We start from the raw sequence: 24,123 nt of genomic DNA, 5'->3' as shown, positions 1-24,123 counted from the left end.
TGCTTATTGATTCAGGACAGCCCCTGCCCCGCCAGCCATGCCAAAGCCTGTTTGGCACATTCCTGCTCGGCGGCGCGGCGGCTGGATGCACGGGCGCGGAACACCTTTCCCAACGCCCCCAAATCGCACGCCACATCAAAACGCGCATCATTGCCTGCGCCTGTTTGTTGCTCAATACGGTACACGGGCAAAGGGCGTTTTTGTCCCTGCAAAATTTCCTGCAACGCCGTTTTCGGGTCTTTATCCCAACCCAAATGTTCGGCTTGGCGCACTTTGTCGGCAAACAAACGGCGTACCACCGCTTCGGCAGCGGCAAAATCCGCGTCCAAACTCACGGCGGCAAACACCGCCTCCAAAGCATCTGCCAAAATAGACGGACGTTCGCGCCCGCCGCTTTTTAATTCGCCCGCACCCAAATGCAGCAATGCCCCCATGTTCAAATCCCGCGCCGTTTCCGCCAAACGGCTTTCGCGCACCAAAGCGGCGCGTAAAGGCGATAAACGTCCTTCGGGCAGCTTGGGAAACTGCTCAAACAGCATTTTGGCAACGGCGTAATTTAAAATGCTGTCGCCGACAAATTCCAATCGTTCGTTGTGTTCGGCAGCAAAGCTGCGGTGGGTAAGTGCGCGGATTAATAATTTGCGGTTGCGGAAACGGTGTCCGATGCGCTGTTCAAAAGCGTGTAAATCGTGTTCGGCTGCCATGCTGTTCAAACCAATCGGATAAAGGCGCGATTATACGGTTTTTACCGCCGTCCCACGCCTGCCCGCCGCCAAACTTTACCTTTTTTAAACCACGCCATTGCCGATTGCCTGCACAAGGTGTTATACAATAGCGTTTTACAGTGCTTTCGGTAAAACATTCAAACGGCTGCCGAAAAGCAACTTTACCATTGGACAGGAAAGGAGTTTCCCCATGAAAAACAAATTACTGGCATTTTTTGCCATGCTGCTGGGTTTGAGCGCGTGGGCAGGCGCGGCGGTAGACCCCGAAGAGCTGTTGCCGCCCGAACAGGCGTTTGTGCCTACCGTTCATGTAGATGAACAAGGCGTTCGCGCCGATTTTAAAATTGCCGATGGTTATTATCTGTATCAAAGCAAAATCGCCGCCAAAACCGAACCTGCCGATTTGCTTGCCGAGCCGACCATGAGCCAAGGCAAAGAAAAAGAAGACGAATTTTTCGGTAAACAAACGGTTTATCATCACGATGCCGAATTAAAATGGGCATACAAAACCGCCACTTCCCAGCCCGAAGCCTATACGCTGACACTGCTGTATCAAGGCTGTGCCGAAGTGGGCGTGTGTTATCCACCTGTAGAAACCCAATTTGAAATCAAAGGCACGGGCGAATACCGCACCGAATCCCCCGAACAAAACGCCAAGGACTTGTTTTTAAAAAAGTCAAACGGCGCAACTGATGCAGCGGCAACGGTTGCACCCAAACAAGACGATGCGGACGAAAGCCGTTTTGCCTTGTCGCGCGAACGCTTTGGCAGCAATTTGCTGTGGTTTTTTCTGGCGGGTTTGGGCTTGAGTTTTACTGCCTGTATGTATCCGCTGCTGCCGATTGTGTCGGGCATTATTGTGGGCGACAAAAGCGGCAGTAAAAAACGGGCGTTTGTGTTGTCTTTGGTGTATGTACAGGGTTTGGCGCTAACGTACACGCTGGTGGGCGTGTTGGCGGGGCTGACGGGCGCATTATTAACCGTATGGCTGCAACAGGCTTGGGTGGTGCTGACGGCGGCGGTGTTGATGGTGGTATTGGCATTGTCGATGTTTGGCTTGTTTTCCATTCAATTGCCCGCAGCAGTACAAAGTTATTTCCAAAACCAAAGCAATAAATTATCGGGCGGAAAAATCGCTTCGGTTTTTGTAATGGGAATGTTGTCCGCGCTGATTGTCGGACCGTGCGTGGCACCGCCGTTGGCGTTTGCGCTGGCATATATCGGCAAAACAGGCGATGCACTGTTGGGTGGTGCAGCCTTGTATGCCTTGGCAGTGGGAACGGGCGTACCGCTGATTGCAGTCGGCACGTTTGGCGGACACATCTTGCCCCGCGCAGGCAACTGGATGAACGGCGTTAAATATGTATTCGGCATCTTGTTGCTGGCTGTGGCGGTGTATTTGGCTGCGCCTTATCTGTCTTATGGATTAACGGCGGCGCTGTACACGGCATTGCTGGTGTTGCCTGCGCTCTACCTGCTGTGGCGTACCAAACAGTTTGCCAAAAAATTCAAACCTGCGGCAGCTTTGACAGCTTCCTTGTTGGCAATGGGTGGTTTGTGGTTTGGTTGGCAAAGCACCATGCGCCAAACCACTGCCTTACACGAATTTTTAACCCTGTATCCGCCGCTGTCTGCCGATGCCGCACACGCGCACAGCTTCAGCGACCCCGCCAAGCTCAACGCAGCCATGCAAAAAGCCCTGCAAGACAACCCGTCCCAACCCGTATTGCTGGATTTTTATGCCGATTGGTGCGTATCGTGCAAGGAAATGGAAGCCAAAACCTTCCGTCATCAGGGCGTACACGCCGCCGTGCCGATGGACAGGCTGTTTCAAATTGACGTAACCGCCAACACGCCCGAACATCAGGCTTTGCTGAAAGAATATGGGCTGTACGGTCCACCGGGGCTGTTTGTGCTGAAAGCAGACGGCAGCCGCAGCAAACCCTTATTGGGCTACGCTGCCCCCGACGATTTTATCGCATGGTTTAAAAAACAATAATCCGCACAACTGCCTGAAGCCGTTTTCAGGCAGTTTTTTAAAATCAATATGATGCAAAATTTTCTACACCACGCCACCCTTACCACCCCTTTGGGCGAAATGCTTGCCGTTTACAGCCCCAAAGGACTGTGTTTACTGGATTTTCCCCAAGGCAAACATCAGGATAACGCCCTCGCCAAACTGCAAGCACAATGGCAATGCCCCTTGCGCGAACACCCCGACCCCCGTTCGCCGCTACTGCAACGCGCCCTGCAAGAATACTTTGCCAAACAAAGACATCGCTTTGATGATATTGCAGTGGATTTCAGCATCGGCACAGCGTTTCAACAAAGCGTGTGGCGCGTATTGCAAAGCATTCCTTATGGAACAACCATCAGTTACGGCGAGCAAGCGCGTTTGTTGGGCAAACCCGAAGCCGTCCGCGCTGTGGCTGCCGCCAACGGGCGCAATCCCCTTTCCATTATCGTGCCTTGCCACCGCGTAATTGGCAGCAACGGCAAATTAACGGGCTATGCGGGCGGATTGTGGCGCAAACAAGCTTTATTGGCTTTGGAAAACGGGCAAAACTGCTTGTTGTAATTGCCTAAACCTTGTCCCAATACCACAAGCGTTGCGCCGTCAGTCCCTGCCATTCGCCATAACCGTGCCAACGCATCCCGTTATCCGCACCCCGCCACACACACGCCGCCACATAATCCGCCGACAAACGCCACACCCCACCCTGCCACGCCTGTCCGCCGCCATGCAAACCCCATTGCCCACACACACGGCGCAAGCCCACCGCCGCCAAATCCGCAAAATCCCAAGCCAATGCCTTAATCAAGGCTTCTTTTAACGTCCATACAGCATAATGCGCTGTTAAAACATCTTTCTGTTGTACCAACCATGCCTGTTCGTGCGCGTGAATCACGCCGCTGCCATACCAAGCAGAAAAATCACGCGGGCGCAAATATTCTATGTCTGCGCCCACCGCTTCGCCGCCGCACACCCATAATGCCACGCCACCACTATGGCTCAAACTGCACGGCTTGCCGTTATCTGTCTGCTGCTGTTTTAAAAAACGGCTAACACGCCAATCATCACGCTGCGCCAGCTGCGGATATTTTGCCAACCGTGCCGCATCTGCCCCACCCAAGCGCGTTTCATCATACCGTTTGGCACAATCGCGTCCCGCCACATAAACGTCCACAGTTGAACCCCTTATCAAATTTGTTTAAAATTCAGTTTTTCAAGCACTTTACAGGAGTCTTATCATGTCGCGTATGCTCAAACCCCTGTTGTTGGCAAGCCTTGCCGCCATCAGCCTCAGTGCCTGCCAAAGCAACGGTGCTGCTTCATCTAATCATGATGCCGCTGCTTCCGAATCACACAACAACACCTGCCGTCAAACACGCGGCGACACCGCCAGCGGCGGACGCAATGTTTTGTACCGCTGCAACGGTCAAGCCGTATTGGCAAGTGCCGAAGCCAAATCCATTCTCAGTGGCGGTGCAACCATCAGCTTTGGTGGCGGTGGCAGCGTCATTCGCAACAATATGATTACCCGTCAGGCAGCTCGCCGCTTTGGTAAAAGCGACGAAGCCGCTTGCGAACGTGCTTACATCAACGCCGCCAAAAAATTCCAAGAAACCGCCGCCAAACACGGCGGTAAACGCGTAAGCAATTTCCAAAGCTATTTAAACAAACGCACTTTGGGTGGCGGACAATATGAATGTGAAGTCGGTACCTTCCATGCCCGTGTGGTGATTCAAGCCGATATTGCCCGTTAATTACCATTCATTTCAAAAACCGAAGCCGTCCGATAAATTTATCGGACGGCTTTTCATGGTTTTACAAGCTAAATTTTAGCGTTTTTTACCGGTAACAGTGGCAACTGCCAAATTGCTATTGCGTTTCAAAGCAGTGCTTTGTACGCCTTCGGGGTATTTGATGTCAGACAGGTGCAGAATGTCGCCAGCCACCACGTTTTCGCAATCCAATTCCAAAGCAGCGGGAATGTTTTTGGGGTCAACCAACACATCGACCACAGTGCTCAACAGCGATACACGACCGCTTTGCAGCTTAACAGCTTGAGATTTTTCCGCATTCACAATACGCACAGGAATACGCATACGCAAGGGCTGATTTAAATCTACCACTTGAAAATCAATGTGTTGCACTTGGCGTTTTACAGGGTGCATTTGGTAATCGCGTACAATCACATCTACGCTTTGACCATCTACATCCAATTTCAGGATTTGCGTGAAAAATGATTCTTTTTCCAGCGCGTAAAACATTTCTTTGTGGTCCACAGCAATGGCTTGTGCATCGCGGTCGGCACCGTAAATCACGGCAGGAACTTGTCCTTGCAAACGCAGGCGGCGGCTCGCACCCGAACCTTGCGCTTGACGGACGGTGGCTTTTACTTGAGTTGACATAATTTTTTCCTTAAAAATAAAAAACAAAGCCGCTTGCAGGCTGCGACCAACCCTGCGGCACAAACAAGCTGCCCGACATCACATCAGGCAGCCTTAATTTCCTATTTTACACCATTTTTGGCTTACGGCAAAAACAGCGAACGCGGTTGCACCAAATCATCATTAAACAGATAAGACACCGATTCTTCGTTGCTGATGCGGCGGATGGTTTCCGCCAGCAAATTGGCAATACTTACCTGACGGATTTTACTGCAATTTCTACCTGCTTCCGACAAGGGAATGGTATCGGTAACCACCACTTGGTCAATATCGGAAGAAGTCAGGCGCGAAATCGCCTCGCCCGAAAACACGGGGTGGGTGGCATACGCCAACACCCGTTCCGCGCCACGTTCTTTCAGCGCAGAAGCCGCTTTACACAAGGTATTGGCAGTATCAATCATATCGTCCACCAGCAGGCAGGCGCGCCCCTGAATATCGCCGATAATGTTCATCACTTCCGCCACATTGGCTTTGGGACGGCGTTTGTCAATAATCGCCAAATCGGTGTTCAACATTTTTGCCACCGCACGCGCACGCACCACACCGCCCACATCGGGGCTGACCACGGTTAAATTCTCAATGCGCTGCTGCACAATATCGTGAATCAAAATCGGCGTGGCATAAATATTATCTACGGGAATATCAAAAAAACCCTGAATTTGGTCGGCGTGCAAATCCACCGTTAACACGCGGTTAATCCCCGCCGAATGCAGCATATTCGCCACCAGCTTGGCAGAAATCGGCACACGCGCCGAACGCGGGCGGCGGTCTTGACGGGCATAACCAAAATACGGAATCGCCGCCGTAATCCGTGCCGCAGAAGCGCGTTTAAGCGCATCTGCCATGGTAAGCACTTCCATTAAATTATCATTGGTGGGGGCGCAGGTGGGCTGCAAAATAAACACATCGCGCCCGCGCACGTTTTCCAGCAGCTCTACGGAAATTTCGCCATCTGAAAATTTGTTTACCGCCGCATTGCCAAGCGTGGTGTCAAGGTGCTTGACCACCCGCGCTGCCAAATCGGGATTGGCATTGCCGGTAAACACCATTAAGCTGTCGTATGCCATGTTTTCATCGCCTAAGTTGTGGGGATTTTGAGACTTTTTTCGAGGAAACACTTGCTTCCTTTCACCTTGCTGACGTTTCTGCCAAACGGCGCATATTATACGCCAACGGCGCAGCAGGTAAAAGTGCGCAACAAATTTACTTGATTTCCGTTAAATCAGGCAAAGACCATTGACAACAATATATACAGTTAAGATGCCATATTTCCCAATATAGCGTGGCAACGCCGTATCGTTGCGCTTTTCATCCACCATAACAACAGATTTTCCCACAACACACCCACCCTCGTATCAAAATCGGCGCATGGTAGTAACAATGCCTTTTACACAATCATCCATACTACATACAGAGCATACACCGTTAATCGGTAAAACCGATGGGAAACAGCCCTTTGTTTCTATTAGCTTCTAGGATTAGAAATGAGAAAGGTTACGCCCGCTTTCTGATACTACTGAAAACCTGTTTTAATCCAGCAAAGAATTCGCCCAATTCGCCGCCTGAATGCGTAAATCCAGCTCACGGCAGGTTTTGGCGACTTCATCGGCACGCTTTCGCACTGTTTTTACATCTACTGCCGCCAACATTTTGATTTCGCTGCGGCTATAACGCGATTGTTCGGGCGTGGCGGCATCTGCCAAGCTTACCAGCATAGAATGTTCTGCCTGCAAACGGTCGCGACGTGCCAGTGCAGCAGTCAGGCTTTCGCCATTATCCAATATAATCTGATGATTACTGCGATTAATCGCCGCCACCAAAATTTCCCACGCATCAGCACAACGCGTGTATTCTGCCAACAGTTCCTGCGGATTTTCAGCAGGCGTTTCGCCTTCCTGATATTGTGCGTTTTGTTGCAAACGCTGTTTTAATTGTGCCAAACGACGTTGTAAATCAGCACGTTCGGCGAGTGCTTCAGCAAGTTTCATTTTGATTTTCCCCAAATAAAGTAAGCGCGTATGGCAAAACCACACGCGCTTAACTGGCTGGGGAGGTAGGGATCGAACCTACGCATGTCGGAATCAAAATCCGATGCCTTACCACTTGGCGACTCCCCAAAAAATGGGATTTGGCTGGGGATGTAGGATTCGAACCTACGCATGTCGGAATCAAAATCCGATGCCTTAACCAACTTGGCGAATCCCCAACTTTCTCTTCCGCAGCTTGACTGCGAGAAAGCGCGTATTATCCTGAAAATGGAAAACGCTGTCAAGCTGCCCAGTGCCGAAAAAGCGGCGGCAGCTTGTTTTTTCGTTAAATAATTTCGCGCAACGGGTGCTGCGGCAAACTTTTCACACAACGCGCCGTCAAGCTGTCAGGCAACGCAGCGCACACGGCTTCGCCCGCTGCACGGTTTGCCACCGCCACAAACACACACGCACCCGACCCCGTCATCCGCGCTTCGCCATGCGCCGACAACAAACGCAAGGCTTCACCAACCTGTGGATAATGTTGGCAAACCACATCTTGCATATCATTGTGAAAGGGCTGACGGGCAATATAATCCGCCACGGGATGAGACGGGCTGTTGCGCGGCAAATCGGGGTGGGCGAACACGGCGGCAGTGGCAACATGGCAATCGGGGCGCACCACCACAAACCATTGTTCAGGCACATCAATCGTCTGCAGCTGCTCGCCGATACCTCGCACCAAAGCACTTTCGCCAAACAGGAAAAACGGCACATCTGCGCCCAAATTCAACCCAATTTCCGCCAATTGCTCGGCAGGCAAACCGCATTGCCAAATTTGATTTAATACCGTCAGCACCGTTGCGGCATCGGAACTGCCACCGCCCAAACCGCCACCCATAGGGATTTGTTTATCCAGCCAAATATCTGCACCACAAGTGCTATTGGGCGCGTGTGCTTGCAAGGCACGAGCGGCGCGGACACTTAAATCCTGTTCGGGGGCAACGCCGTTCAGCGGGGTGTGCAGAACAATCTGCCCGTCTGTGCGCGGGGCAATACCGATGCGGTCGCACCAATCAATCAAAATAAAAATGCTTTCCAGCAAATGATAACCATCGGCACGGCGACCAACAATACGCAGGTCAAGATTGAGTTTGGCAGGGGCTGGATAAACACAAACATTTTTAGGGAACATAAGGTTATTTCATATTCAATGTTTCAATATAACTTTTCAAAGTTTGAATTTCACTTTTTTGAACCTCAATAATTTGCTCTTGCATGGTAACTTGCACTTTTAATTTTTCCAACTCAATTATCAAACCACTGTTTTCACCATAATATGCAGGCGATTCCCCCGTAGCGGTATGATTTCTCGCATTATTATTACTGGTACTTTCTGAAAAACCAATATTTTGCTGTATGGTTAAACCCTTTTCTTCCGCCTCAATCAGTTGCAAAATATCAATTTTAAAAATTGCAGCTACTTTTTCCAATTTTTCCCAATCCAACTTACTTTCTCCACGTTCCAGCCTAGCATAACCACTTGTGGACATTTCCATTTTTTCTGCCATAAACTCTTGAGACCATCCTTTTACTTCCCGTAATTCACGAATTTTTTCATTTAAAGCCATTTTACACCCTTCCAAATTACGAAAAACGCCATCTAAACCAATATAAAACCGACTTAAAAAACCAATTTTCTTGCTGGTTTCAACCAAAAATAAAAATTAATATATCCAACACGGTAAATAACCGTAAACCCTTTTTTAACCTATCTATGATAAAGGAAACAATTATGTCAAACAATCTCCCCAACAGCAATAATGATGGCGCTAACAAAAATTCAGGTAGTGGCGGTAGTAGTGGCAATCCCCCCTCTCCCATTGAACCTGTCCGCCAAGATGTTAAGCAAAAAGTTGATAAAATTTTGAATAAATAGGATGAAATATGAACATTCAAACTTTTATTGAATTAAGTAAACAAAAAAGATGCGCTTCGTGTCATGGTACAAATACCAAGCAATTTAATGTACCCAATGGCAGTGCAGAAGGTTGGCCAGCCTTACTTTGCTTAGATTGTGAAGCTATCCCTTTTTTATGTGGTACTCATGGGGTGGTTTGGGCAAGCAAGAATGCGCGACAAGATGCCAGTAAACCTTGTCCCATTTGTGGCGATAACCGCGGATTAGCAACCGACCACATAGCCCAAACATATGGGTGGTAATAAAAGCGATAAGCCTAAAAAACAGAGAACGGATTGCAGAGCAATCCGTTGCTTTTTATTTGTATTAAAGAATAAAGAGATTTTTAGGTTTGTGCTGTGTGATTACCGCGCTTCACAACGCCCCTGCGTTTCGGGTAAACCTGCTTCGCGGCGGCTTTCGGAAAACACCAGCCGAACACTCATATCATTGTTTTCCAATAACAAGGTGTAGGGCGAACCGTCTTCACGCAGGCTGCGGCGGATGCGCCAGCCCGCTTGTTGCAAAGTGCCGTCTGCCAATAATTGATGCGGCAAATCTTTCGCCCATTCGCCGTTTGCCCACACGCCCAAATATTGCACAGGCAGCGCGTAACCCAATAATTGACGGCTTAAATCCGCCGCCGTATCCGCATGATAGGTTTTACCTTTGGCATCTACCGCCAATACGCCTTCAGCATCTTGGCAAAGCTGTCCTACCGTGGTGCCAATGGGCGTATTCACATCAATGGTTTCCACGCCGTTTTCGCGCGTCCAATCAAAATTGGCGTAACTGCCCGTGCCTTTTACTTTTACGCTCAAACGCCCACTGGCTTCAAACACTTTCCAATCGCGCTGCGCCTGCCATTCAGACGGCGTTTGCGGTTTGGTAGCAGTACACGCAGCCAGTACCAACGCCGCTGTCATGCCCGCAATCCCCTGTTTCCACATATTAAGGTTTCCCATATTTAGGGCTGACGGTTAAGATTTCATAGCCCGTATCGGTTACCAAGACTTCATGTTCCCACTGCGCCGACAAGCTGCGGTCTTTGGTGACCACCGTCCAGCCGTCCGACAAAATTTTCAAATGGCGTTTGCCTTGGTTAATCATCGGCTCAATGGTAAAAATCATGCCGCTTTGCAGTTTCAAACCCTGACCCTTGCGCCCGTAATGCACCACTTGCGGGTCTTCGTGAAAACGTCGTCCGATACCGTGTCCGCAAAATTCCTGCACCACCGAATAACCCGCGCTTTCCGCCACTTGCTGACAGGCATAACCGATATCGCCCAAAGTCGCACCGGGGCGCACCACCGAAATCCCCGCCATCATGCTGGCATGGGTGGTGTCAATCAAACGTTTGGCAATCGCACTGATATTGCCTACCGCATACATACGGCTGGAATCGCCGTGAAAACCGTCTTTTTTAATGGTCACGTCAATATTTAAAATATCGCCGTTTTTTAAAGGCTTATCATCGGGAATACCGTGGCAGATAACGTGATTGACCGAAGTACAGCAGGACTTGGGAAACGGCGGGTCGCCATAATACAAAGGCGCAGGATACCCCCCCTGCACATTCACATGATAATCGTGAATCAGTTGGTTGATTTCGTTGGTGGTTACCCCCGGTTTAACAAAATCTTCAATATAGTCCAACGCCTCTGCTGCCAAACGCCCCAATTCGCGCATTTTTTCAATTTCTTCGGGGGTTTTAATAATCACGCTCACAACACATTTCCTTACCAATAAAAATAATACGCATTCTACACCGCAAAACTGAAATCGTGCCAATTGGCAGCCAGCAAAAACGTGCCTTGCGTATCAGAAACAAAATAATCCGCAGGTTGTGCCTGACGGAACAGCACGGGCAAATCATTGGGATTGTGCAACACCAGCACATACGTCCACGAACGTTCGCCCAAATGGTTAAAAATACAAATCGGATGCGGATTTTGTGCCAACTGGCGCAACAAAGCATCAAACTTTACCGCATTATCAAAGGTTTCCACTCGCGCTGATTGTCCGCTGCGGAAGCTGAAGCCTGTTTCGGGGCGCAAACCCGCACCAAATTCATAAATATGGTGCAAGCTGTCAATATATTCCTGACCTTTGCCGCTATCAATAATCTCAAACGGCATATTCAGTTTACGCGCACTGTGCGCCAAATAACCAATTAAGGTATCGTCGCCCAGCAGATTTAAAATTTGTTGTGCCACGCCCTATTCCCCCATCGCCGCCAATTGTTCTGCCTGATGTTCGGCAATCAGCGCAGCGGTGATTTCTTCTAAATCGCCGTCTAAAATAAAATCCAATTTATGCAGGGTTAAATTGATGCGGTGGTCGGTAACACGCCCTTGCGGAAAATTATAGGTACGGATGCGCTCGCTGCGGTCGCCGCTGCCAATCAGCGATTTGCGTTCCGCCGCTTCTTTGGCTTGGGCTTCGCGCTTTTGGGCATCATGCAAACGCGCTGCCAATACTTTCATTGCCTGTGCTTTATTGGCGTGCTGGCTGCGCCCGTCTTGGCATTCCACCACCATGCCTGTGGGTAAGTGGGTAATGCGGACAGCGGAATCGGTTTTGTTGATGTGCTGTCCGCCTGCGCCCGATGCGCGAAAGGTATCAATACGCAAATCTTTTTCGTTTAAGGTAATTTCCGCTAATTCGTCTGCTTCAGGCATTACCGCCACCGTGCAGGCAGAAGTATGAATGCGCCCTTGGCTTTCGGTAACGGGAACACGCTGTACACGGTGTCCGCCGCTTTCAAACTTCAAACGCCCATACGCACCCGCGCCCGCCAAACGCACAATCACTTCCTTATAGCCGCCCAAATCGCTTTCATTGGCAGACACTGTTTCTACCTGCCAGCGGTTGCGTTCCGCATAACGCGCATACATCCGCAGCAAATCCCCCGCAAACAAAGCCGCTTCATCGCCGCCTGTGCCTGCACGGATTTCAATAAAAATATTTTTGTCATCATCGGCATCTTTGGGTAACAGCAACTTTTGCAGTTCCCACGCCAATTCGCTTTGTTTTGCCTGCGCCGCTGCCAACTCTTCCGCCGCAAACTCGCGCATTTCCGCATCAGCCAGCATAGCCTGTGCTTCGCGTTCGTCTGCCTGTGCCGCGCAATAACGGTGATACGTTTCCACCAAAGGCGTTAATTCGGCGTGTTCCTGATTCAGCTTACGGTATTGGTTTAAATCAGCCGTGGCTTCAGGCGAACCCAATAATGCCGTTACCTCTTCCAAGCGTTGCGACAAATTTTGTAATTTACTGATTAAAGAAGGTTTCATATCCATATTATTCAACAATCATATTATTTCAACAGATAACGCACCACATCCATATCGCCTGCGCTTAAAGCTTGGCGGTACATATCGCGGGTAACTTCACAGACAAAACGCTGCTGGGCTATAGGCGACTGTGTATTGATGCCATCAACCCCCATTAAAGCCAACCATTCACTTTGTTGTTCGCTTGAGTATTTTTTAGCCATATCCGCCCAAATTGGCTCTAATTTATCGGCTATTTGTTCTTCAGTAGGCAGTTTGCGCTGCACATTGTGATGGCGCAATACGCTCATATTGGCAAACTGCATCACATTTGTTACCAGCATAATTTTTTGCCACTCGTTCTCTAATATATCGCTGGAAAGCAGCTGTCCGTGCAACCAGCCGAAACACGCGCCCGAATCGGGTTTTGCCAACAAAACATCCAATATTACCAACATGGACTGGATATAGTTTTTTAAAGCATCATCATCGGCATAAGGAAGCAGTTGGTCTATTTTGGCAGCCAATAGCGGGCTAATTTTTGCCTCTGTCATGCGCCCAATTTCGCCTAAAGAAATATTGTCCCGCTCAAACAAAACGGTCAGTTCTTGCCGAAGCTGGCTGTGAATTTGCTGATGCAGTTCGGGGTCAATCTTTTTTAATTCTATCAAAACAGGATGTTGTGCCAAACCCTTATCCAAACCACGCAAAACCTCTTGTTTTTGTGCAGCGGTCAACTGTAGCTCTTTGGTTCTATCGGCTTTCGCTTTGACGGCGGGGCGTTTTTTGGGTGCTGGGGTATTTTGGGCGTGCAGCGGCGCAGCGAACAACAGCGCGGCACTGAAAACGGCGGCGGTTTTCTTCCACATGGTTTAGCCCTTTGCTTATCTTTTAAAAACAGGCAGTATTATAGCCTATGCAATGCGCCTGCGCCTGTTTCGCCATTTTGGGTATGGGTTTGTTATAATGCGCCTTACCCTGCTTTCCTGCCGAAATAAAATATTGTATGCAATGCTTTTTTAAGATTAAAAATTGGGCAGTGTCGTCCAACCGTCCGCACACGCCCGAACAGTGGCAGGCATGGGCGGTGCAACAAAGTGTTGCCGATTTGCCCGAACGTGCGCCTGAAGTGGCGTTTATGCCTGCCATGCAGCGGCGGCGTTTGGGTTTGCCTGCGCGTTTGCTGTTTGAAGCGGCGCATCAAGCATTAGCAGGCTGCGATGCCCTCCCCTGTGCCACGGTATCGGCTTCGCACGACGGCGAAATTGCCCGCAGCTTGGAATTATGGTTGGCTTTATTGAAAGACGGTACGGTATCGCCCACGTCTTTTGGTTTGTCGGTACACAATGCGGTGCTGGGGCAATGGTCGATGTGGAGCGGCGACACAGGCGAAAACACGGCATTGGCGGTGTTGCCCGATGGTTTGGAAACGGCAGTGGCAGAAGCAGTTACCATTTTGCAGGACGGTGCCAAACAGGTGCTAGTGGTGGTGGCAGACACGCCCGCTGCCGTGCCTTTGCGCCCTGTTGTGCGTGCGCCGTTTGCCTATGCTTTGGCATTATTATTGGAAGCGGGGGACGAATGGTGTTTGCGCCGAAGCGTAAACGACAACGCTGCCCTTGCAAGTGATTATTGGGGCGCGTTGTCGTGGGTGCGCCACCGCCTGTTGGCACACCGCAATTGGACGCACGATTATGGAAACCGCTTATGGCATTGGTCGCAACACCCTTAATCAATACGCCCTTGGGACGGGCGTGGCGTTTTCTTGCCACCGCATTCGGTTTTGTTTTGTTTGGCGTGTGCGGGGTATTGTTTAAAATCATGCTGCTGCCCTATTATTTCCGCCCCAGCGATCATGATTTAACCCGACAACGACGGGCGCGGCGGCTGGTAACGGGCAGTTGGCGGCTGTTTGCCCGCTACAGTACCGCCACAGGCGCAGTGGAAGTCCATTTTCACGGCTTTGAACGCTTGGGACGGCAGGGGCAGCTGATTTTGGCAAACCACCCTTCACTGCTGGATGTGGTGTTTATTTTAAGTCGCGTCCCCGAAGCCAACTGCATGGTAAAAGCCAGTTTGCTGCACAATCCCGCCATGAACAGCCAAATCCGCGCCTGCGGCTATGTACCCAACAGCGAAGACGAAGCCTTATTGGTCAAAGTACACGAGATTTTGCAGCAGCAATGCCTGCTGGTGTTTCCCGAAGGCACACGCACGGGCTGGGACGGAACAGTCAGTTTTCACCGTGGCGCAGTATCCATGGGTTTGCGCAGCGCCCGTGTGATTACGCCCGTGTTTGTGTACATGAATCCGCCCAATTATAAAAAACACCAGCCTTGGTACCATATTCCGCGCCAACGTCCCGTTTATCATTTTAGCGTGGGCGACGACATTGACCCGCAAACTCTGTTGGCAGAAAAACCGCTGCCGATTGCTGCCCGCCGCTTAAACGAGCAATTGCAACAACTGTTTAACCAACACAGCCGCACGCCACCCGTGTAAAGCACCCAATCAATTTTACCGCCCTAAACGGCTGATTTTCACCCCAAAGGAATAAGATGAACGAATTGCAACAAGAAATCAAACAACTGATTATCGACAGTCTCGGCTTGGAAGACATCAGCCCTGCCGACATCGACAGCCATGCCCCGCTGTTTGGCGACGAAGGCTTGGGCTTGGATTCGGTAGATGCGTTGGAACTGGGTTTAGCTGTACAAAAACATTTCGGTTTTCAATTAGATGGCGAAAACCAAGCCCTGCGCGACAGCTTTGCCAATGTAGCAGCTTTGGCAGATTTTGTCGCCCAACAACGCCCCGCAGCCTAAAGGACAGCACATCATGACCGAAAACGATATCCGCGCCATTTTGTTTGATGCCTTGGAAACGCTTTTTGAAATCGACACCGCCAAGGTAAGCGGCAGTACCCACCTGTATGAAGATTTGGAAATCGACAGCATTGATGCCATTGATTTGATTGACCACATCAAACGTCAAACAGGACACAAACTGCAAGCCGAAGACTTCCGCAGCGTGCGTACCGTTGATGATGTAGTTGCCGCTGTTTTGAAAAAAGCCCAAGCCGCTGCCGAATAATGCTGCGCCTTGCCCAAGCCCTGTTGTGGCTGTGCAGCACCGCTTATCCTCTGCTGTGGTATTTCGGACGCGAACAGGGCTGGTTTCACGCTTTGGCAGCGGGCATGCTGCTGCTGTGGCTGTGCCGCGCCCTGTTTGCCCGCGAACGCAGCCAAAAAATCATTGCGTTTGTGCTGACAGGGCTGTTTGCGCTGATGCTGCTGTTGCGCCTGCCGCAAGGCATGTATTGGTATCCCGTGGCGGTAAACGTGCTGATGTTGGGCGCATTTGGCAGTAGCCTGTTTGCCAAACAAAGCCTGATTGAACGCCTCGCCCGCCTGCAAACCCCCGACCTGCCCCCGCAAGCGGTTGCCTATACCCGCAAAGTAACGCAGATTTGGTGCGTTTTTTTTGTGGCAAACGGCAGCACCGCCGCCGTGCTTGCCCTATTGCAACTGCATCAATGGTGGGCGCTTTATACAGGCGTGATTGCCTATGTGCTGATGGGTGCGCTGTTGGGCGGGGAATGGCTGTACCGCAAACTGATTTTAAAGGTTTAATTTTATGAGTCAAACCCTTGCCATTATCCCCCATTACCGCCATCTTGCCACGCTGCCGCAGGTGGTAGAGGCGATGCGTGCCTGCGGTTTGCCCGTATTGGTGGTAGATGATGGTTCGGGAGCAGATTGCACCGCAGCTTTAAACGCCCTGCGCGGCGAACAGATTGATGTGCTGTTCCTGCCCGAAAACGGCGGTAAAGGCGCAGCGGTAAAAAGCGGTTTGCAATGGGCGCAAGCGCATGGCTTCAGCCACGCCCTGCAAATTGATGCCGATGCCCAACACAGTTTTTTAGACGTGCCTGCATTGTTGGCGACATCTGCCGAGCAGCCGCAGGCTTTGGTGTGCGCCCAACCCGTTTACGGCAGCGATGCGCCCAAAGCGCGTTTGTACGGGCGCAAAATCACCAATTTTTGGAATATGCTGCACACGCTTTCCCTTGATATTAAAGACGGTTTGTGCGGATTACGGATTTATCCCGTGGCAGCAGCCAATCAATTGATTCACGAGCGCACAATCGGCAACGGCATGGATTTTGACAATGAAATCCTGATTCGCCTGTATTGGCGCGGTGTACCGCTGCACTGGCTGCCTACGCCCGTGCGTTATCATGCTGACGGCGTATCGCATTTTCATGCGTGGCGCGATAATGTACTCATCAGCAAAATGCATGCGCGTTTGTTTTTTGACCATTTGGCGCAACGTCTGCTGGGTAAAGCCCCATGAACACCCCTGCACATTGGGCGCAACAGCGCGAACGCGGGCATCAGCTGTTTTTGCGTTTGACGGCGTGGCTGGTGCGTTATCTGCCTGTGGCGGCGGTGCGCCTGTGCAGCGCGTTTGTGTGTGCCTATTTTTACGCCACCGCGCCCGCGCAAAGGCGCAATATACGCCGTTATCAAAGCAGAATGCGGACATGTTTTCCCGATGCACCGCTGCCGCGCCGTGCTGCCGTGTACCGTCAGTTTGCCGCTTTTGGCGAAGCGCTGACCGACCGTTTTGCCGTGTGGCAGCACAAAATCCGTTATGAAGATTTGGTGTTGTCCGACCCCGACAACCTGTACGCCGATATCCGCAACCGCCAATTGCGCGGGCAGATTTTGGTGTGTTCGCATTTGGGCAATACCGAAGTCTGCCGCGCCTTGGTGGGGCATCATCAGGGCTTTAAATTAAACGTACTGGTTTATGGACAACACGCACACCTTTTCAATCAAGCCCTTACCGAAGCGGGCGCGGGGCGCATCGGTTTGATTGACGCAGGCGATTTAAACGCAGCGGTGATGCTGGATTTGGCGCGGCGTTTGGACGCAGGCGAGTGGCTCGCCATCGCCGCCGACCGCATTCCCGTTCACGGCAGCAAAACCGTTCCCACCCGTTTTTTGGGCGACACCGCTGCCTTCCCGCAAGGCGCGTGGCTGTTGGCACTGCTGCTGAAAGTGCGTAGCAATACCGTTTTTGTATTAAAAAAACAAGGGCGTTATCACTTGATGCTGCGCCGTTTTGCCGATGTGCCGCAGGCAGGGCGCGGACAACGCAGCGCAGTGGTGGCGCAGATGGCGCAGCGTTATGCTGATGTGTTGGCAGAACACGCCGCGCAAGCCCCGCTGCAATGGTTTAATTTTTATGATTTTTGGGAAGACGAAAACCATGCCTGAACACATTTATTTCAGCAGCGAAAGCACGCTTGCCGTGCCGTTTTTTGATGTGGACACGCTGGAAGTGGCGTGGCACGGGCATTACGTCAAATATTTTGAAATCGCCCGCTGCGATTTGCTCGACCAAATCGGACACAATTACAACGATATGCGCCAAGCGGGTTTTGCATGGCCAATTGTGCGTTTGGAAATCAAATACCTGCGTCCTGCGCGTTTCGGGCAGAAATTAACCATACGCGCCGATGTGGTGGAATACGAAAGTTGTTTGAAAGTGCGCTACACCATTTTTGATACGCTCACGCACACCGTGCTGACACGCGGTTTCACCATGCAGGCAGCCGTGCGTTTGGACAACGGCGAAATGCAGTTGCAAACCCCTGCCGTGTGGCAGCAAGCCATCCGCAGCCACGCCCGCTTTTCTGATAATTAACCTTATAAAATCAATAATATCAACTTGAAAGAAATCCTAATGATAAAACGTTTTTCCGCCTTGCTGTTGCTGACTGCCAGCCTGAACGCCCATGCTTTCTCGCCCGCTGATTTGCAGGCGCAATTGCAAGCCCATCAAACCGTTCAAGGACAATTTGAACAATCGCGTTTTATCCGTTCGCTGCCACAGCCGATGCGTACCACGGGGCAATTTGTGTTGCAGCGCGGACAAGGGCTATTGTGGCAGGTGCAAAAGCCGTTTGAAGTAAAACTGCGGGTGTGCAGCAAGGGCATCGCGCAATGGGACGGTAAAAACCGCCGTTGGCAAGGCAGCAGCAGCCACGCACAAACGGCGCAGGTTAAGCTGTTTATGGCATTATTGGCGGGCGATACGGCGGTGCTGGACAAGCAGTTTGCGCTGCAATTGTCGGGCAACGCACAAAATTGGTCGCTGAAGCTGCAACCGAAAACCGCTGTAATGAAACAGATTTTTCAAGATATTGATGTAAAAGGCAGCAAGGGTTTGATTCAAACGGTTGAGCTGCGCGAAAAACAGGGCGAGCGCACGCTGATGCGTTTTCAAGCGCAACAGAGCAATCGCGCCTTAACGGCAGAGGTAGGCGCGGATTTGCGTTGCCAACCCTAAACCAAGGGGCGAAAAGGTAAAATCATGATGGCATGTTGGCACACGCTGTTTACACAGCCACCTGCGGGGGAAGTGGCGGACGGTTGGACTTATGCGGATTTCGCGGCGGCAACGCAATATTGGGCGCAGGCTTTGCAAAAAGCGGAAGTCAAGTCTGTGGCATTGTGGTTTGACGATGCGGCGAGGTTGGCTTCGGCATTGGCGGCAACTTGGTTGGCAGGGGCAGACGCTTATTTGCTGCCTGATTTGTCTGATGTGTCGCGGCAATGGGCGCAACAGCATGATTGTATTTTGTTTGGCGATGATGAGGCGTTTGCTGATGCGGCGTGGCTGTACCGCCGTGAACACGAACACGCCCGCCATCAGGGTGCAACTTTAACATTTCCTGCAGAAAACCGTGTTTTTTTAAAAACATCGGCTTCATCAGGCGCAGCCAAAACCATTGGTAAAAGCCGTAAACACATGGAACGCGAAGCCGCTGCCTTGGCGCAGGTTTTGCCCGAAAATTGGCGCGGTGCAACTGCTTTGGCAAGCATCAGCGCCCAACATTTATACGGTCTCAGTTTCCGCGTGTTTGCAGCATTGGCGTGTGGCTGGCGCATCGGGCGCACCCGCCACAGCTATCCCGAAGATTTGATTGCTGCTGCCAAACAGCATAGTGCTTGCCTGTGGCTGACCAGCCCTGCTTTGCTCAACCGTTTGGGCGGGCAGCGCGATTGGGCGGCGTTGCGCCCAACCTTGCGCGGCGTGGTCAGCGCAGGCGGAATGTTGCCCGTTGAAGTCAGTCGCCAACTGCATCAGCATTTGGGCTTTTATCCGCATAATGTGTACGGCAGCACCGAAACGGGCGTGATTGCCATTCAGCAGGACGATGCCCATGTGTTACTGCCTGCCGTGGCGGCGCGTATCCGCAGCACAGGCAGTTTGGCGGTACGCAGCCCGTGGACGGACGGCACGCAATCCACCGCCGACAGTGCCGAACTGCACGGGCGCAAACTGGTTTTACACGGACGCAGCGACCGCATCATCAAACTTGCCGACAAACGCATTTCCCTTGCCCGAATTGAACAGCTTTTGTTGGCGCATCCGTATATTGCCGATGCACATTGTTTGCGCCATCCGCAGCACGGGCGCATTGCCGCGTGGCTGGCACTCAACAATGAGGGCATAGCCGCTTGGCGCACCCACGGGCGCAATGCCATGATTGCCGAATTAAAACGCAATTTGGATGAACTCAAGCCCTTGGGTGCTGTGCCGCGCCATTGGCGTTTTGCCGACAGCCTGCCGCGCAATCCGCAAGCCAAAATCCGCGCTGCCGATGCCGAAAACGCGCTGTTGCATCCGCCTACCGCCCCCAACTGGCACGCCCTGCCCGCTGAACACGCAGACGAACGCGCTTTTGAAGGCATCATTCCCCTTGATTTGCCTTATTTTGGCGGACATTTTGCCCAATTTCCGCTGGTTCCGGGTGTGGTGCAGCTGCAATGGGTGATGGCACTTGCCCTGCCCGAACACGCGCCCAACCAAATTGAAAACCTAAAATTTCAAAAATTTATCCGTCCCCACGACTGCATTCAGCTGTTTTTGCGCCACGATAGCGCCAAAAACAAAATCTATTTTTCCCTGCGTCTGCCCGACGGCAGCCCCTGCGCTTCAGGACGGATTGCCCTGCCCGTTTCCGAATAATCCCATTCAATCAACCATAAGGAATCCGCATGAAAACCGCCGCCAAACTGTATGCCCTTTTGTGTCTGGTGCTGTTGGCGGTGGTGTGTTGGCGCATTCCCGCGCAATTGCAAACCGATTTACACGCACTGATTCCTGTGTCCGAACACGATGCTGTGCTGCAAGCCGCTGAAAACGCCCGCGCCAAGCAGTTGGACGGACAAGTGATTTTGGCATTGGGCGCAAACGATGCCGAAACTGCATTTGCTGCCGCAGCACAAACCGCCCAACAATGGCGGCAAAGCGGTTTGTTTGCCGAAGTAGAAGCCGAAATCCGTCCCGATTTGCCTGCCTTGCGCCAATCCGCGCAGCAAATCGGCGTTGCCATGCTGCCTGCCGAAACCGCGCAACAATTACAGCAACAGCCGCAGCAGTATTTTCAGCAACGTGCAGAAGAGGCACTCAATCCGTTTGCCGCCACATTATTGCCTGTTGAACAGGATTGGCTCGGGTTTGCCCGTTTTGCCGCTGCCCGCCGTCCCGATTCCGCTGTGCAATGGCACATGGAAAACGGTATGTTGTTTAGCGAATATGCAGGCAAAACATGGGTATGGTTACGCGCCCGCGTAGCCGCAGCGCATCACGCGCCAAGTTTACAGGATTTGGCGGCAAACACCCGCGCCCAAGCCGCCGCACAGGGCATGGAAGCTGTTTTTGGCGGTGCTGCTTTGTTTGCTGCCGATGCCAAAATCCGCGCCGAACGCGAAAGCCTGTGGATGTCGCTCTGCGGTTTGGGCTTGACCGCGCTGCTGCTGTGGTTTGTGGTACGCAACCGCCGCGCCGTGTGGCTGTTGCTGCCGATTGCTGCGGGCATGGTGTGCGGTTTGGCGGCGGTGCTGTTGTTATTCGGACAAATACACATCTTAACCATTGTTATTGGCACAGGTTTAATCGGCGTATTGGTGGATTTTCCGCTGCATTGGCTCGCGCCTGCCTTATTCGGCAAGGGCGCATGGTCGCCGCAACAGGGCATGCGCCGCGTTTTGCCTACATTTGCCGTTAGTTTGGCGGTAACGGCTGGCGGATATGCCTTGCTGTGGTTGACACCCCTGCCCGTTTTACAGCAAACTGCGGTTTTTTCAACCGCTGCATTATGCGGCGCATTTGCGGCTACGGTGTGTTTTCTGCCGCCGCTGTTTCAAGGTTTTCAAACGGTTACCACCCTACCTGCACGCGCTGCCCTGCGTTGCGCCAATGCGCCCCGTTTACGCCGTTCCACTTTATACGCATTGGCTGCGGTGTGGCTGCTGTGTGCCTTGGGTACGGTACGCAGCCAGTGGCAGGACGACATCCGCAATTGGGTCAATACGCCCCCGCAGTTGTTAAACGACGCCCGCCGCATCGCCCAAATCAGCGGCACTGGCAGCAGCGGACAATTTATCGTGGTTCGCGGCAACAGCCCAGACCAATTACTTCACCACAACCGCCTGTTGGTTCAGCAATTGGGTAAACACATCCCCCCCAATCAAATCCAAAGTCTGCACACCTTGCTGCTGCCTACCGACCAACAACGCACCATCAAACAACAACTCCATCATTTAGCAGAACAAAATCCCGTTTATGCCCCGCTGACTGCCATCGGCGCACCCGAAACCGCCGTCCGCCAAGCCCTGCAACACGCCGCTAATCAGCCCGACATCACCCTCGCCCAAGCCCTGCAACAGCCCACCGCCCAAGCATGGCAACACCTCTATCTCGGCAAAATCGGACAACAAGAAGCCTCGCTGGTTTACCTGCCCGAAACCACCCCCGCACAACAAAATGCCCTGCAAACTTTCTTTGCCACACCCTCCCCGCATTGGCAACTAATAGACACCCGCCGCGACCTGAACCACCGTTTTGCCGATACCCGCAACCGCGCCGCTTGGTTAAAATTACTGTCTTTTGCCGCCGCGTGGCTATTGTTGTGGCGCATATTCGGCATCAAACGCGGCAGCCTGATACTCGCCATACCCCTTGCCGCTGCCCTTGCCGTTTTGGGTTTGCTTGGCTGGTTCGCCATTCCCGTGGGGATTTTTGCCATGTTCGGCTTACTCTTAACCGCCGCAGTCGGTTTGGATTACGCCGCTTACGCCATCCATGCCCCCGAAACCGCCGCAGCCCGTTTGGGTGGCATCAGCTTGGCAGCCACCACCACAGGCATATCCTTTGCCCTGCTCGCCGCCGCTTCCACCCCCGCCGTTGCCGCCTTCGGGCTTACCGTTGCCGCAGGCTGTTTTGCCAACTGGCTGCTGGCGGTTTTACTGGTACGCCACCGCACACCCTAAACCCAAAAAAGCCATTTGTACCCGAAAGTACAAACGGCTTTTTTTATTGAATCAGAGATGATTCAGATTACTTTTTGGTAACAGAATCCCACCAAGCATCCAAGCGTCCGCGCACTTCATAGTAGACTTTCTCTACCGCGTCTTTCACGTCTTCAGCTTTTTCTGCCAAGTAGTTACCTGCATCTTCTGCACCATCGGCAGCGTCTTTTTTCACGCTGTGGGCTTTCACTTCAGCATCTTGGGATTTTTCCGCAATAAACTGGCGCAATTCTTCCCATTTTTCTTCCGCTTCTTTTTGCAGCTGAACAAATTTCTCATCGCTACTGTCATAGTTTTCCGAGAAAAATTTCTTCATTTCTTCAAATTTGGCTTCCGCTTCTTTTTGCAGGTCCGCAAATTTGTCTGCCGCAGCATTGCCCGCATCAGCAGCCTTATCCGCCACATTTTCAGCCGCATCCACCACCGCATCTTTAGCATCTACCGCCTTATCTTTCACGGTTTCCGCCACATCCGCAGCCTTGTCTGCCACCGTATCTTTGGCTTCAACAGCCTTGCCTTTTACCGTTTCAGCAGCATCTTCTGCTTTATCTGCGGTTTTGTCTGCCGCATCTTCCGCAGCATCTTTAGCGTCGCTCAATTTGCTTTCCGCGTCATCGGATTTCAGCGACACAAACTGCTTAAACTCTTCCCATTTGGATTCCAGTTTTTGCTGCCATTCGCTTACTGCACCGTCGGTTTTCTCATCAGCCTTACCGGTTTGCTCTGCCAAAAAGCGTTTCATTTCTTCAAATTTGGCTTCGGCTTCTTTTTGCATTTCCGCATAACGCGCAGCCGCTTCACCGCTCAAAGCCGCAGCCTTACCTTCCACCTTATCTGCCACATTTTCAGCCTTATCTGCAGCTTCCTCTTTCAACTCAGCCGCTTTAGACTCATCTTTGTCCGACAGGTTATTTTTCAGCTCCTCCCAAGAGCTGCCAAAAAACTGTTTCAGTTCATTGAACTTAACTTCTGCTTCCTGTTGCAGGCGTGTCAGGGTTTCCGACAAATCATCACCTGCATTTTCCGCTTTCTCTTTTACGGCATCCGCAGCATCAGCCGCTTTATCAGCCACATCTTTTTCCGCATCACGTTCAGCTGCAGCTTTGGCTTCCGCATAAGCTGCTTGAGCTTTTTCCAATTCCTCTTTGGCGTTTTGCAATTCTTTTTCACTCATGATGTTATCCTAAATAATAATGGTGGAACAAACAGACGGTTCAAGCCCGTTTTTGCCTGAAAACGCCGTCTGTAAACAATTATAACAAAAAATTTACTTTGCGGTAGCCACTACCCTGTTTTTTACCTGTAACACTACATCACGCTTCACAAGAATTACCGTTTTTTTATTATTTT

At 51.6% G+C, this 24,123-nt stretch carries 29 protein-coding genes and 2 tRNA genes; 16 read left to right on the top strand and 15 right to left on the bottom strand.

The features are described from left to right. Positions 1–11: 11 nt before the first annotated feature. Entirely contained in the window at positions 12–704 is a 693-nt protein-coding gene (rnc, locus tag H3L98_RS04800) for a ribonuclease III (RefSeq protein WP_027020994.1), read from the bottom strand. Between the two features lie 211 nt (positions 705–915). Between rnc and dsbD the strand changes: the two genes are divergently transcribed. After that, complete coding sequence (dsbD, locus tag H3L98_RS04795; RefSeq protein WP_051531925.1) at positions 916–2,724, top strand: protein-disulfide reductase DsbD; 1,809 nt, start codon at positions 916–918, stop codon at positions 2,722–2,724. A 48-nt stretch (positions 2,725–2,772) separates the two neighbouring features. Continuing rightward, a complete protein-coding gene (locus tag H3L98_RS04790; RefSeq protein WP_156932170.1) occupies positions 2,773–3,303 on the top strand; it encodes a methylated-DNA--[protein]-cysteine S-methyltransferase in 531 nt (176 codons plus the stop codon). Positions 3,304–3,307: 4 nt separating this feature from the next. Here the strand turns inward: H3L98_RS04790 and H3L98_RS04785 are convergent, their stop codons facing one another. Then, positions 3,308–3,913, bottom strand: a complete 606-nt coding sequence (locus tag H3L98_RS04785) for a 4'-phosphopantetheinyl transferase family protein (RefSeq protein ID WP_051531924.1) — start codon at positions 3,911–3,913, stop codon at positions 3,308–3,310. A 73-nt stretch (positions 3,914–3,986) separates the two neighbouring features. Here H3L98_RS04785 and H3L98_RS04780 point away from each other — a divergent pair, with 73 nt between their 5' ends. After that, positions 3,987–4,493, top strand: a complete 507-nt coding sequence (locus tag H3L98_RS04780) for a hypothetical protein (RefSeq protein WP_034333198.1) — start codon at positions 3,987–3,989, stop codon at positions 4,491–4,493. 75 nt (positions 4,494–4,568) lie between these two features. On the opposite strand, the gene H3L98_RS04775 is transcribed toward H3L98_RS04780, so the two are convergent. The 7 genes from H3L98_RS04775 to H3L98_RS04745 all read right to left on the bottom strand — a co-directional run bounded on the left by H3L98_RS04775 (position 4,569) and on the right by H3L98_RS04745 (position 8,865). After that, positions 4,569–5,141, bottom strand: coding sequence for a 50S ribosomal protein L25/general stress protein Ctc (locus H3L98_RS04775; RefSeq protein ID WP_027020990.1), 573 nt, complete (start codon positions 5,139–5,141; stop codon positions 4,569–4,571). A gap of 122 nt (positions 5,142–5,263) precedes the next feature. Continuing rightward, on the bottom strand, positions 5,264–6,247 hold the full coding sequence (locus tag H3L98_RS04770; RefSeq protein WP_027020989.1) for a ribose-phosphate pyrophosphokinase: 984 nt from the start codon (positions 6,245–6,247) through the stop codon (positions 5,264–5,266). Positions 6,248–6,709: 462 nt separating this feature from the next. Next, positions 6,710–7,168 carry a DIP1984 family protein gene (locus H3L98_RS04765; protein ID WP_027020988.1) on the bottom strand — a complete coding sequence of 153 codons (459 nt, stop codon included), beginning with the start codon at positions 7,166–7,168 and terminating at the stop codon, positions 6,710–6,712. Between the two features lie 54 nt (positions 7,169–7,222). Further along, positions 7,223–7,297, bottom strand: a tRNA-Gln gene (locus H3L98_RS04760). Between the two features lie 12 nt (positions 7,298–7,309). Continuing rightward, positions 7,310–7,386 (bottom strand) — tRNA-Gln (locus H3L98_RS04755). Between the two features lie 107 nt (positions 7,387–7,493). Then, complete coding sequence (ispE, locus tag H3L98_RS04750; protein WP_027020987.1) at positions 7,494–8,342, bottom strand: 4-(cytidine 5'-diphospho)-2-C-methyl-D-erythritol kinase; 849 nt, start codon at positions 8,340–8,342, stop codon at positions 7,494–7,496. A 4-nt stretch (positions 8,343–8,346) separates the two neighbouring features. Beyond that, positions 8,347–8,865, bottom strand: a complete 519-nt coding sequence (locus tag H3L98_RS04745; RefSeq protein WP_246327841.1) for a helix-turn-helix domain-containing protein — start codon at positions 8,863–8,865, stop codon at positions 8,347–8,349. A gap of 77 nt (positions 8,866–8,942) precedes the next feature. Between H3L98_RS04745 and H3L98_RS04740 the strand changes: the two genes are divergently transcribed. Then, on the top strand, positions 8,943–9,086 hold the full coding sequence (locus tag H3L98_RS04740; protein WP_156932169.1) for a hypothetical protein: 144 nt from the start codon (positions 8,943–8,945) through the stop codon (positions 9,084–9,086). A gap of 8 nt (positions 9,087–9,094) precedes the next feature. Next, the gene (locus H3L98_RS04735; protein ID WP_156932167.1) at positions 9,095–9,370 is read left to right on the top strand and encodes a hypothetical protein; all 276 of its coding nucleotides are present in this window, start codon (positions 9,095–9,097) and stop codon (positions 9,368–9,370) included. Between the two features lie 102 nt (positions 9,371–9,472). Here H3L98_RS04735 and H3L98_RS04730 read toward each other — a convergent pair whose 3' ends face one another. The 5 genes from H3L98_RS04730 to H3L98_RS04710 are packed head-to-tail and all read right to left on the bottom strand — an operon-like array spanning position 9,473 to position 13,251. Then, the gene (locus H3L98_RS04730; RefSeq protein ID WP_246327840.1) at positions 9,473–10,072 is read right to left on the bottom strand and encodes an outer membrane lipoprotein LolB; all 600 of its coding nucleotides are present in this window, start codon (positions 10,070–10,072) and stop codon (positions 9,473–9,475) included. Beyond that, entirely contained in the window at positions 10,059–10,835 is a 777-nt protein-coding gene (gene map, locus H3L98_RS04725) for a type I methionyl aminopeptidase (RefSeq protein WP_027020985.1), read from the bottom strand. Before map ends, H3L98_RS04730 begins: the two co-directional genes overlap by 14 nt. 35 nt (positions 10,836–10,870) lie before the next feature. After that, positions 10,871–11,323, bottom strand: a complete 453-nt coding sequence (locus H3L98_RS04720) for a hypothetical protein (RefSeq protein ID WP_027020984.1) — start codon at positions 11,321–11,323, stop codon at positions 10,871–10,873. A 3-nt stretch (positions 11,324–11,326) separates the two neighbouring features. Further along, positions 11,327–12,403, bottom strand: a complete 1,077-nt coding sequence (prfA, locus tag H3L98_RS04715) for a peptide chain release factor 1 (RefSeq protein ID WP_027020983.1) — start codon at positions 12,401–12,403, stop codon at positions 11,327–11,329. Positions 12,404–12,426: 23 nt separating this feature from the next. Next, complete coding sequence (locus tag H3L98_RS04710) at positions 12,427–13,251, bottom strand: hypothetical protein (RefSeq protein WP_027020982.1); 825 nt, start codon at positions 13,249–13,251, stop codon at positions 12,427–12,429. Positions 13,252–13,388: 137 nt separating this feature from the next. Here H3L98_RS04710 and H3L98_RS04705 point away from each other — a divergent pair, with 137 nt between their 5' ends. The 11 genes from H3L98_RS04705 to H3L98_RS04655 are packed head-to-tail and all read left to right on the top strand — an operon-like array spanning position 13,389 to position 22,734. Beyond that, entirely contained in the window at positions 13,389–14,114 is a 726-nt protein-coding gene (locus tag H3L98_RS04705) for a beta-ketoacyl synthase chain length factor (protein WP_034332928.1), read from the top strand. Next, positions 14,090–14,884: a lysophospholipid acyltransferase family protein gene (locus H3L98_RS04700; RefSeq protein WP_051531922.1), complete on the top strand. Its 795-nt coding sequence runs from the start codon at positions 14,090–14,092 to the stop codon at positions 14,882–14,884. The genes H3L98_RS04705 and H3L98_RS04700 overlap by 25 nt, the downstream gene beginning before the upstream one ends. Before the next feature lie 56 nt (positions 14,885–14,940). Beyond that, positions 14,941–15,207: a phosphopantetheine-binding protein gene (locus H3L98_RS04695; RefSeq protein ID WP_027020979.1), complete on the top strand. Its 267-nt coding sequence runs from the start codon at positions 14,941–14,943 to the stop codon at positions 15,205–15,207. 13 nt (positions 15,208–15,220) lie between these two features. Beyond that, complete coding sequence (locus H3L98_RS04690) at positions 15,221–15,475, top strand: acyl carrier protein (RefSeq protein WP_027020978.1); 255 nt, start codon at positions 15,221–15,223, stop codon at positions 15,473–15,475. Beyond that, positions 15,475–16,014, top strand: coding sequence for a COG4648 family protein (locus tag H3L98_RS04685; RefSeq protein ID WP_027020977.1), 540 nt, complete (start codon positions 15,475–15,477; stop codon positions 16,012–16,014). Before H3L98_RS04690 ends, H3L98_RS04685 begins: the two co-directional genes overlap by 1 nt. A 4-nt stretch (positions 16,015–16,018) precedes the next feature. Then, complete coding sequence (locus tag H3L98_RS04680) at positions 16,019–16,738, top strand: glycosyltransferase family 2 protein (protein WP_027020976.1); 720 nt, start codon at positions 16,019–16,021, stop codon at positions 16,736–16,738. Then, positions 16,735–17,667: an LpxL/LpxP family acyltransferase gene (locus H3L98_RS04675; protein WP_027020975.1), complete on the top strand. Its 933-nt coding sequence runs from the start codon at positions 16,735–16,737 to the stop codon at positions 17,665–17,667. The genes H3L98_RS04680 and H3L98_RS04675 overlap by 4 nt, the downstream gene beginning before the upstream one ends. Continuing rightward, the gene (locus H3L98_RS04670; protein WP_027020974.1) at positions 17,660–18,097 is read left to right on the top strand and encodes an acyl-CoA thioesterase; all 438 of its coding nucleotides are present in this window, start codon (positions 17,660–17,662) and stop codon (positions 18,095–18,097) included. The genes H3L98_RS04675 and H3L98_RS04670 overlap by 8 nt, the downstream gene beginning before the upstream one ends. Before the next feature lie 39 nt (positions 18,098–18,136). Then, positions 18,137–18,742 (top strand): outer membrane lipoprotein carrier protein LolA, encoded by a 606-nt coding sequence (locus tag H3L98_RS04665; protein WP_027020973.1) that lies wholly within the window; start codon positions 18,137–18,139, stop codon positions 18,740–18,742. A gap of 24 nt (positions 18,743–18,766) precedes the next feature. Next, positions 18,767–20,428 carry an ApeI family dehydratase gene (locus H3L98_RS04660; protein ID WP_051531921.1) on the top strand — a complete coding sequence of 554 codons (1,662 nt, stop codon included), beginning with the start codon at positions 18,767–18,769 and terminating at the stop codon, positions 20,426–20,428. Between the two features lie 29 nt (positions 20,429–20,457). Then, a complete protein-coding gene (locus H3L98_RS04655) occupies positions 20,458–22,734 on the top strand; it encodes an MMPL family transporter (protein ID WP_027020972.1) in 2,277 nt (758 codons plus the stop codon). Positions 22,735–22,801: 67 nt separating this feature from the next. Here H3L98_RS04655 and H3L98_RS04650 read toward each other — a convergent pair whose 3' ends face one another. Next, positions 22,802–23,947, bottom strand: a complete 1,146-nt coding sequence (locus tag H3L98_RS04650) for a hypothetical protein (protein WP_027020971.1) — start codon at positions 23,945–23,947, stop codon at positions 22,802–22,804. Positions 23,948–24,123 lie beyond the last annotated feature (176 nt).

The sequence above is a fragment of the Conchiformibius steedae genome, from assembly GCF_014054725.1.
Classification (GTDB): Bacteria; Pseudomonadota; Gammaproteobacteria; order Burkholderiales; family Neisseriaceae; genus Conchiformibius; species Conchiformibius steedae.
The sequence above is the reverse complement of the archived record's forward strand: the minus strand, read 5'-3'. Positions and strand labels throughout refer to the sequence as shown.

Coding starts and splice junctions, on each gene's coding strand:
- H3L98_RS04680 (WP_027020976.1), top strand. CDS start 16,019: ATGAGTCAAACCCTTGCCATTATCCCCCATTACCGCCATCTTGCCACG.
- dsbD (WP_051531925.1), top strand. CDS start 916: ATGAAAAACAAATTACTGGCATTTTTTGCCATGCTGCTGGGTTTGAGC.
- H3L98_RS04710 (WP_027020982.1), bottom strand. CDS start 13,251: ATGTGGAAGAAAACCGCCGCCGTTTTCAGTGCCGCGCTGTTGTTCGCT.
- H3L98_RS04780 (WP_034333198.1), top strand. CDS start 3,987: ATGCTCAAACCCCTGTTGTTGGCAAGCCTTGCCGCCATCAGCCTCAGT.
- H3L98_RS04660 (WP_051531921.1), top strand. CDS start 18,767: ATGATGGCATGTTGGCACACGCTGTTTACACAGCCACCTGCGGGGGAA.
- H3L98_RS04665 (WP_027020973.1), top strand. CDS start 18,137: ATGATAAAACGTTTTTCCGCCTTGCTGTTGCTGACTGCCAGCCTGAAC.
- H3L98_RS04775 (WP_027020990.1), bottom strand. CDS start 5,141: ATGTCAACTCAAGTAAAAGCCACCGTCCGTCAAGCGCAAGGTTCGGGT.
- H3L98_RS04740 (WP_156932169.1), top strand. CDS start 8,943: ATGTCAAACAATCTCCCCAACAGCAATAATGATGGCGCTAACAAAAAT.
- H3L98_RS04770 (WP_027020989.1), bottom strand. CDS start 6,247: ATGGCATACGACAGCTTAATGGTGTTTACCGGCAATGCCAATCCCGAT.
- H3L98_RS04790 (WP_156932170.1), top strand. CDS start 2,773: ATGATGCAAAATTTTCTACACCACGCCACCCTTACCACCCCTTTGGGC.
- H3L98_RS04685 (WP_027020977.1), top strand. CDS start 15,475: ATGCTGCGCCTTGCCCAAGCCCTGTTGTGGCTGTGCAGCACCGCTTAT.
- H3L98_RS04695 (WP_027020979.1), top strand. CDS start 14,941: ATGAACGAATTGCAACAAGAAATCAAACAACTGATTATCGACAGTCTC.
- rnc (WP_027020994.1), bottom strand. CDS start 704: ATGGCAGCCGAACACGATTTACACGCTTTTGAACAGCGCATCGGACAC.
- H3L98_RS04655 (WP_027020972.1), top strand. CDS start 20,458: ATGAAAACCGCCGCCAAACTGTATGCCCTTTTGTGTCTGGTGCTGTTG.
- H3L98_RS04650 (WP_027020971.1), bottom strand. CDS start 23,947: ATGAGTGAAAAAGAATTGCAAAACGCCAAAGAGGAATTGGAAAAAGCT.
- H3L98_RS04690 (WP_027020978.1), top strand. CDS start 15,221: ATGACCGAAAACGATATCCGCGCCATTTTGTTTGATGCCTTGGAAACG.
- H3L98_RS04700 (WP_051531922.1), top strand. CDS start 14,090: ATGGCATTGGTCGCAACACCCTTAATCAATACGCCCTTGGGACGGGCG.
- H3L98_RS04675 (WP_027020975.1), top strand. CDS start 16,735: ATGAACACCCCTGCACATTGGGCGCAACAGCGCGAACGCGGGCATCAG.
- H3L98_RS04735 (WP_156932167.1), top strand. CDS start 9,095: ATGAACATTCAAACTTTTATTGAATTAAGTAAACAAAAAAGATGCGCT.
- H3L98_RS04730 (WP_246327840.1), bottom strand. CDS start 10,072: ATGGGAAACCTTAATATGTGGAAACAGGGGATTGCGGGCATGACAGCG.
- H3L98_RS04765 (WP_027020988.1), bottom strand. CDS start 7,168: ATGAAACTTGCTGAAGCACTCGCCGAACGTGCTGATTTACAACGTCGT.
- prfA (WP_027020983.1), bottom strand. CDS start 12,403: ATGAAACCTTCTTTAATCAGTAAATTACAAAATTTGTCGCAACGCTTG.
- H3L98_RS04670 (WP_027020974.1), top strand. CDS start 17,660: ATGCCTGAACACATTTATTTCAGCAGCGAAAGCACGCTTGCCGTGCCG.
- ispE (WP_027020987.1), bottom strand. CDS start 8,342: ATGTTCCCTAAAAATGTTTGTGTTTATCCAGCCCCTGCCAAACTCAAT.
- H3L98_RS04705 (WP_034332928.1), top strand. CDS start 13,389: ATGCAATGCTTTTTTAAGATTAAAAATTGGGCAGTGTCGTCCAACCGT.